Here is a 5,676-nt window from a genome sequence, read left to right as displayed (position 1 = left end):
GTTCCTGGGCCGGGCGGTGCCTGGCCGCCGCGGGCAGCGCCGCTGGCTGGGCTGGCTGCGGCCGCGCCGACGCCCGGCCGGCCGGCTGCGCCGCGCCAGCCGCCCGTCGCAGCTGCCGCTGCGCCTGCTGCTCTGGGCGGTGATCCTGCTGCCGGGCAGCATCCTGACGCTGCAATCCTGGCAGGCCTGGGAGCAGAGCTGGGCCGAGGCGACGGTGGAGATGGAGCGCTCGGCCGAGGCCGCCGCCGAATATGCCCGCCGCGTGCTGGATGGCCACCGGCTGCTGGCGCAGCGCGCCAACGACCTGCTGATCGGCCTGTCAGACGACACCATCCGCCAGGAGGAGGCGGCGGTCAGCAGCCAGCTGGCCCAGCTGGTCGAGGAGGGCGGCGGCGAGCAGATGCTGACCCTCAATGTCTTCGACGCCGAGGGCGAGGCGCTGGTCAGCGGCAGCATGCTGGGCCTGCCGCGCGACGGCCGCTTCGCCGACCGCGACTACAACCAGGTGCTGCGCGGCGCCGGCGCGACGCGGGCGGTGATCAGCGGGCCGCACCAAGCGCGCATCGGCGGCGGCCGCTTCTTCGCCGTCACCCTGCGCCGCGAGCACAGCGGCAATGCCCTGCCGGCCGGCGCCTATGACGGGGTGATCAATGTCTCGGTGCGCATCCCGGAGGCCTCGACCGCGCTGCAGCGGCTGCTGAAGAACCCGGCCGACGAGCTCGCCCTGCAGCTCCGCGACGGCCAGCCGCTGGCGCAGACCGGCGGGCAGACAGGGGGTGGCGCCGCCGGCCTGGGCATCGTGCTGCGCCACCCGGTGGAGGGCTGGGACGTGCAGGCCGTCGCCGCCCGGCCGCGCGACCAGATCGTCGCCCGCTGGCTGGCGATGGTCGGCCGGCTGCTGATGTTCGGCCTGCCTTCGGTGCTGGCGCTGCTGGCCCTGGTGCTGGTGGTGCGCCGCGGCCAGCGCCACATGCTGACCCACAATGTCGGGCTGGAGCAGCGGGTGGCCGAGCGCAGCGCCGCGCTGGCCTCCAGCGAGGAGCGGCTGCGGCTGGCGCAGGAGGCGTCGGGCGTCGGCGTCTGGGAGCAGGAGCTCGGCCCCGGCGGCCGCGCCGTCTGGTCGGCCGAGCAGTACCGCCTGCTCGGCCTCGACCCGGAAGGCGGGCCGGTCGGCGCCCGCCGCCTGCTGCGCATGATCGAGCCGGCCGATCGCTGGGCGGTGCTGCGCGCGCTGCGCGGCCGCACGCCGCAGGCGCATCTGCGGCTGAAGCGGGCCAATGACGGGGCGCTGCGCTGGCTGTCGGTCAGCGGCGTGCGGGTGCCGGCCGGGGCCGGGCGCCCGGCGCGGCTGATCGGCATCGCCGCCGACATCACCGACCGCCATGCCAATGCCGAGGCGCTGCGCGACGCCGAGATGCGCTACCGCGCGCTGTTCGAGGTCTCGCCCTTCGCCGTCTTCATCCTGGACCCGGCGACGGATGCCATCCTGGACGTCAATGCCCGGGCCTGCTCCGACTATGGCTATAGCCGGGAGGAGTTCCGCCACCTGGCGCTGCAGGATATCGACGCGCGCGAGGTGGAGGAGCCGCGCGGCCCGCTGGCCGCCGCCATCGCCAGCAGCGCCGCCGCGGTCGCCGCCGGGGTGGCGCCGCTGCCGCGCGTCGGCCTGGCCCCCGGCGCCCTGCCGGAGGCGCCGCTGCCGGGCCAGGGCAGCCTGCCGGGTCCCTTCGCCGTGCCGGCCACCGCCACCCTGGCGGCCGCCCCGCCCGCCACATCTGACACCGCCGCGCCGCGCCGGTCGCGCGGCCCGCGCGAGGTGCAGGAATACGAGACCCGCTACCGCACCCGCAGCGGCGGGTTGCGCGACGTGCTGGTCCGCGTCCAGGGCGTGCATCTGCGCGGCCACAATGTCTCCTACGCCGCGCATATGGACATCACCGCCCGCAAGCGCGCCGAGGAGGAGCGGCTGCTGCTGGCGCGCGAGGTCGACCACCGCGCCAAGAACGTGCTGACCCTGGTGCAGGCGGCGCTGCGGCTGACGCCGAAGGAGGATGCCGCCGCCTATACCTCGGCCGTCGAGGGCCGGGTCATGGCCCTGGCCCGCGCCCATACCCTGCTGGCCGAGGCCTATTGGACCGGCGCCGAGCTGCGCGCCCTGCTGGAGGGGGAGCTGACCGCCTTCCTGGCGCCGCTGGACGGGCAGGACATGCCCCAGGTGACGCTGGAGGGGCCGCCGGTCATGCTGCCCCCCGCCGCCGCCCAGGGTGTCTCGATGGTGCTGCACGAGCTGGCCACCAACGCCACCAAGCACGGCGCCCTGTCGCGCCCCGGCGGCCGGGTCGCGGTCAGCTGGCAGCTGCAGGAGGCGGCCGGCCGGCTGGCCCTGTGCTGGAGCGAGGCCGGCGGCCCGCCGGTCGAGGCGCCGCCGCAGCGCCAGGGCTTCGGCTCGCGCATGGTGGAGGCCACCATCCGCCGCCAGCTGGGCGGGGTCGTCCGCCGGCAATGGCGGCGGGAGGGGCTGGAATGCGAGCTGGAGCTGCCGCTGCGCCAGCCCGACCGGCGCGACGCCGCCTGACCCGCCGCGAATCCGGCCTGGAAGCTGGCTTTCCGCGTAACTGGCGTGAAAAGCGACGCAACGTTTCCCCAGGGTCGGGGTTGGTGTTTGACCCGGCCAGCCGGGTCCGCTAGGCCCAGCCCTGGGCTAGAGGGACCGATTTCGGGACGCCGGGGAGGCTTGTGGCAATGGTGTCAAAAACCTGCCGAAGCCTTTCCAAAAAAGTCACAGACGTGTGAAATAACAGTTCCCTCAGGGCGGGAATCTCCCGCATCGTTCGTTCCACTGGACCAAGCCGGGAGGAAAGACAGCGTGGCCGAGTTCTGGTCGGATTGGGGTATGCTGGCTTATCTGGCCGCAGCTGCCTGGGCGTTCTTCGAGGGCGAGACTTTCGTGATCCTGGCCGCCGCCGCCGGGCAGGCGACCGGGCTGATCAACCCCTGGATCCTGATGTTCTCGGTCTGGATCGGCTCCTTCCTGGGCGACCAGCTGTGGTTCACCCTGGGCCAGCGCTATGGCGTGCGGGCGCTGCGCAAGCTGCCGGCGGCCGAGAAGAAGGTGGCGCAGGCGCTGCGCTTCCTCGACAAATACGGCACCCTCTTCGTCCTGACCTTCCGCTTCGTCTATGGCGTGCGCAACGTGGCCTCGGCGGCCTGCGGCATCGCCGGGATGTCGCGGCTGCGCTTCGCCTCGCTGAACTTCATCGCCGCCGGCATGTGGGCCGCCTCCTTCGTCGCCGCCGGCTGGTTCGCCGTCGCCTGGCTGGGCGAGGAGAATACCCGCCACGCCCTGGCCGGCATCGGCATCCTGGTCATCGGCTTCCTGATCTACAAGCTGGTCCGCTACCTGCTGCGCCCCAAGGTCCCGGCCGAGATCGCCGATGTCACCCCGGTGGCGCGCACCCATAGCCTGCCGCGCATCACGCCGACCGAGCCCCCGGCCAAGACCGACGCCACGCTGAAGCGCGTCGCCGTCTGAACGTCGCCGTCTGAACGATGCCATCCGGCGGGACCGCGCGGTCCCGCCGATCCTCACCCCTTTAAAAAATCGCCAACTTCTGCGCCCCCTCCGCGTTGCCCCGGCGCAGCCTGGGCGGAGGGGTTCTGAATGCGGCATCGCGGTTGGTGGAAGGCAGGGCTCGCCATGGCCCTGGTCCTGGCGGTCTCGGCCTGTGCTTCGCGACCCCCGCCACCCTCGGCCGATGCCGTGCAGCACTTGCCGCCCTGGCGCGCCCGCATCGCCGCCGCCGCCCTGGCCGAATGGCAGGCCTGGGGCCAGCTGACGGTCGATGGCTGGCCCGACACCCTGGCGCGCGAGCCCGATCCGCGGCTGTTCGACCGCATCCTGACCTATTGGGCCGCGGTGCCGGGCGAGGGCGCGCTGATCATCCGCCGCCACCAGGACACGCATGACGCGCTGCTGGCCGGGCTGCAGGACAGCGTCGCGGAGCCCGCCGCCTTCGGCGCCCCGCCGCCGACTACGGCAACGGCGACGGCGACGGTGCCGCTGCCCTCGATCTCGCTCTGGGCCTATCCGGCCTGGTCGGCGGCCTTCATCAGCCATGTCATGGCCACCGCCGGGGTGCCCAGCTTCACCTTCACCCCCGCCGCCGCCCATGCGCAGTACATCGACAACCTGCTGTGGCAGGCCGACTCCAACCCGGACCAGGCGCCCTTCCGCCCGCATGCGCCCGCCGACTATGCGCCGCAGCCGGGCGACCTGCTCTGCGCCGACCGCTCGCGCAGCCCGCTGCTGCACTGGCAGGACCGCCTGGCCGAGGGCGGCCAGTTCCGGCCGATGCATTGCGACGTGGTGGTGGCCAGCGGCGGCGGCCTGGTCCAGGCGATCGGCGGCAATGTGCGGGATGCGACGGTGCTGCGCCGCTTCCCCGCCGATGCCCAGGGGCGCGCCTTGCCGCCGCCTTACGACAAGCCGCCCTTCATGCTGGTGCTGGAAAACCGGCTGGACCAGGGGCGGTAGCGCCGCGCCGGCCGGGGCAGGCCGCGCGCCAGGCGATGCGCCGGCTTCTCGACCAGGGCATGGGCGGCGGCGGCGACCGGCAGCGAGACCGCGATGGCCAGCCCGGCGATCGCCTCGGGCGAGGCCTTGCCGAACAGCGCATGGGTCAGCGCCAGCAGCACCGGCAGATGGACCAGGTAGAGGCTGAAGGACACCTTCCCCAGCCAGAGCAGCGCCGGCCGCCGCAGCCCCCAGGCGAAGCCGCCGTCGCGTTGCGCCAGCAGGATCAGCAGCACCGAGCCGGCGATGACGCCATAGTCATGCGCGACCATGGCCATCACCGCGACCGCCGCGCCGGCGGCGATGGCCTGGACGCGGTCGAGCCGGGGCAGGGGGCGGAGCGCCAGGGCGGCGCCGGCGGCGAAGGCGGGCAGGAAGCCGGCGCTGGCGGCGAAGGTCTCGGCCAGGCTGCCGCCGAGCGACACCTGGCCCTCCGGCATGCCGGCCAGGCGGGCCACGGCGGCGCCGAGCAGCGCGATGGCCAGCAGCATCTCGGGCCGCTTCCGCAGCAGCAAAGCGAAGGGCAGCAGCAGGGCGATGCGCCATTCATGCACCAGCGACCACAGCACCGGGTTCAGCTGGAAGCCGTCGCCATGGCGCAGCAGCAGGGCCTGGGCCGCGATATCGGACCAGCTCCAGGGCGTGCTCCAGCTGGCGCCGCGCAGGATATGCGGCTGGCCGAGCGGCAGCAGCCCTTGCCAGGTCAGCGATTGCAGCGCCGCCGAGAACAGCACGGCGGCCAGCACCGGCAGGCCCAGGCGGATGGCGCGCTGCGCGGCGTAATGCCCCCAGCCGAGCGGCGACAGCACGCTGCCGGGCTGCCGGTCCTCCTGGCGGAGCAAAGCCCGCGTCAGGACAAAGCCGCTGAGGACGAAGAAGAAGATCACGGCCTGGCGGCCCATGGCGATGGGGCGCAGCGGGGTTTCCGTCAGCGCCCAGTCCAGCCAGGGCGGCGTGCCGTCCAGGGTCAGCCAGGCGTGGTGCAGGACGACGATCAGGGCGGCGAGGCCGCGCAGCGAATCGAGCTCGACGAGGCGGGAAGGAGAGGCGGCCGTCATGGTCTCCCGGATCCGGACGGGCGCTGCCGGGGCGGGAGCCGGGGC

Annotated in this window: 4 protein-coding genes; 3 read left to right on the top strand and 1 reads right to left on the bottom strand. The window is 73.7% G+C overall.

Annotation, left to right across the window (positions count from 1 at the left end):
• The 3 genes from GVN67_RS27835 to GVN67_RS27825 form a co-directional block, all read left to right on the top strand.
• A partial coding sequence (locus GVN67_RS27835) for an HWE histidine kinase domain-containing protein (RefSeq protein ID WP_160000567.1) occupies positions 1-2,575 on the top strand: 2,575 nt, incomplete at its 5' end.
• Between the two features lie 291 nt (positions 2,576-2,866).
• Positions 2,867-3,532 carry a DedA family protein gene (locus GVN67_RS27830; protein ID WP_160000566.1) on the top strand — a complete coding sequence of 222 codons (666 nt, stop codon included), beginning with the start codon at positions 2,867-2,869 and terminating at the stop codon, positions 3,530-3,532.
• Between the two features lie 129 nt (positions 3,533-3,661).
• Positions 3,662-4,534 carry a DUF2272 domain-containing protein gene (locus GVN67_RS27825; RefSeq protein WP_235035578.1) on the top strand — a complete coding sequence of 291 codons (873 nt, stop codon included), beginning with the start codon at positions 3,662-3,664 and terminating at the stop codon, positions 4,532-4,534.
• Here the strand turns inward: GVN67_RS27825 and GVN67_RS27820 are convergent.
• Positions 4,477-5,631, bottom strand: a complete 1,155-nt coding sequence (locus GVN67_RS27820) for an acyltransferase (protein ID WP_160000565.1) — start codon at positions 5,629-5,631, stop codon at positions 4,477-4,479. The two genes, GVN67_RS27825 and GVN67_RS27820, sit on opposite strands and share 58 nt — an antisense overlap.
• Between the last annotated feature and the right edge of the window lie 45 nt (positions 5,632-5,676).

The sequence above is a fragment of the Roseomonas sp. 18066 genome, assembly GCF_902706185.1.
Lineage (GTDB): Bacteria > Pseudomonadota > Alphaproteobacteria > Acetobacterales > Acetobacteraceae > Pseudoroseomonas.
This window is presented reverse-complemented; position numbering and strand designations above follow the sequence as displayed.